This is a genomic window from Nitrosomonas communis (assembly GCF_900114745.1).
GTDB lineage: Bacteria > Pseudomonadota > Gammaproteobacteria > Burkholderiales > Nitrosomonadaceae > Nitrosomonas > Nitrosomonas communis_A.
This window is the reverse complement of the sequence record NZ_FOUB01000176.1, coordinates 1-1,444: the sequence shown is the minus strand read 5'-3', so window position 1 is coordinate 1,444 and position 1,444 is coordinate 1. Positions and strand designations below refer to the sequence as shown.

Genomic DNA, 1,444 nt, shown 5'->3' with positions numbered 1-1,444 from the left:
ATCTTACCTGAAAGCCTGATGAGAACATCGTGTTCGATATCAGACCCATCAATAGTGATAGAGCCAAATTTGGTACCGTCAATTCTAGGATTCATAAGGGTGCTCCTGAGGGACGCTCCGTTATTCTATGGGCGACGTATGTGTGCAACGATATGGCTTATTCCATTTCCAAATCAAAAAAGACGCGAAGGCGAGCCGCAGACAGTATTAATAATACGACAAGGTGAAGCCGACAAAGTCAGTTTTGATTTGGAAATGGAATTACACATTTCGGCCATAGGTGCCATCCGGATCCAGCATTCGTTTCCATAGTCTACGAGCCTTTCGTATCTCGCCAGCACTGCACTATTGCCTCCTCTCAAGCGAGCAAAGAAGGTCGGCGAGCTAGTAAATAAATTGATCGCTTTTAATATAGCACACTAATCGAGAAGATTTTCGACAGTTGAGACTCGATCTGTCGCGCGCGCAAATGGCGTCCTTGGAACTGAAGCTTGGTTGCTCTTTCTGGCGCTTTGAAGACATTGGTGAGTAGAGAAATCAGCTCAAATCAGCCGGTTGATTTGGCTGAATACTGTCATTGGTGATGCACATGGACTGGATTCTCCAAACGCCGTATTGAAACAGTTTCCTTCTCCACCAATCATACAGCAAGCCGGCCACCTGTGCTGCCTGCACCACGCCCATCGACGGGGTGAGTAGCGTGGTGGCGGCGAGAACCAACAGCGCATGAGAGAAATCGCCGACACCAAAAAGAGCGATGGCACCGAGATAACGCTTGAATCGAGCCGGCAGCCCGCGTAGTAATTCCAATTCCAAATCAAAAATGACGCGAAGGCGAGCCGCAGACAGTATAAATAATACGGCAAGGTGAAGCCGACAAAGTCAGTTTTAATTTAGATATGGAATAAGCCGAAGAACTTCAGCGCCAGATTAGGTAAATGTTGTCGGCCCTGCACCAGCATGAGGAAAGACACGACAGCCAGCAGACCAGGAATGAGCGAGAGCCACAGCACGAAACGGAAGGGCCCTGCATCGTCGCTCAGTGCCAGCGCAATCAGTATTTGCCCGAGCAGCGTCAGGCCATAGCCGGCCAGCAACAGCAGCTTGCAGTGGCCGAGTTTGCCGGCGATGTAGCCCGATATCATTTTGGTGAAACTCGCTACCACATCGGCGATGCCTTCGATATAGCAAAACCAGCTAGAAATGATTCAAAGAGTATTCTCATTGTCTCATCTAGCACAAATGGGCATACGCCAAAGCACTGCGTAAACAACAAAACCAAGCCGTTGAGATGCTCTTCAAATTCTATATATTCTGAATCATTCTTAACTGGTTACGCTATAAGGCCCAGCGCAGCAGCCGGAATACCTAGCACTGCCAGAAAACCCGGTAGGGTCACGGTAGTGGATTCATAGCAGAAGTCGCCTAGCGCACTGGTGATGCC

2 protein-coding genes are annotated in these 1,444 nt (G+C 49.0%); both read right to left on the bottom strand.

Annotation, left to right across the window (positions count from 1 at the left end; all coding sequences use genetic code 11):
* Window positions 1–537: 537 nt before the first annotated feature.
* Complete coding sequence (locus BM122_RS24660) at window positions 538–810, bottom strand: hypothetical protein (RefSeq protein ID WP_074907660.1); 273 nt, start codon at window positions 808–810, stop codon at window positions 538–540.
* 83 nt (window positions 811–893) lie between these two features.
* The gene (locus BM122_RS21230) at window positions 894–1,145 is read right to left on the bottom strand and encodes a hypothetical protein (protein WP_218152218.1); all 252 of its coding nucleotides are present in this window, start codon (window positions 1,143–1,145) and stop codon (window positions 894–896) included.
* Window positions 1,146–1,444 lie beyond the last annotated feature (299 nt).

Bases quoted from the DNA above. Each gene is read 5' to 3' on its own strand.
- BM122_RS21230 (WP_218152218.1), bottom strand. From the start codon at position 1,145: ATGATATCGGGCTACATCGCCGGCAAACTCGGCCACTGCAAGCTGCTG.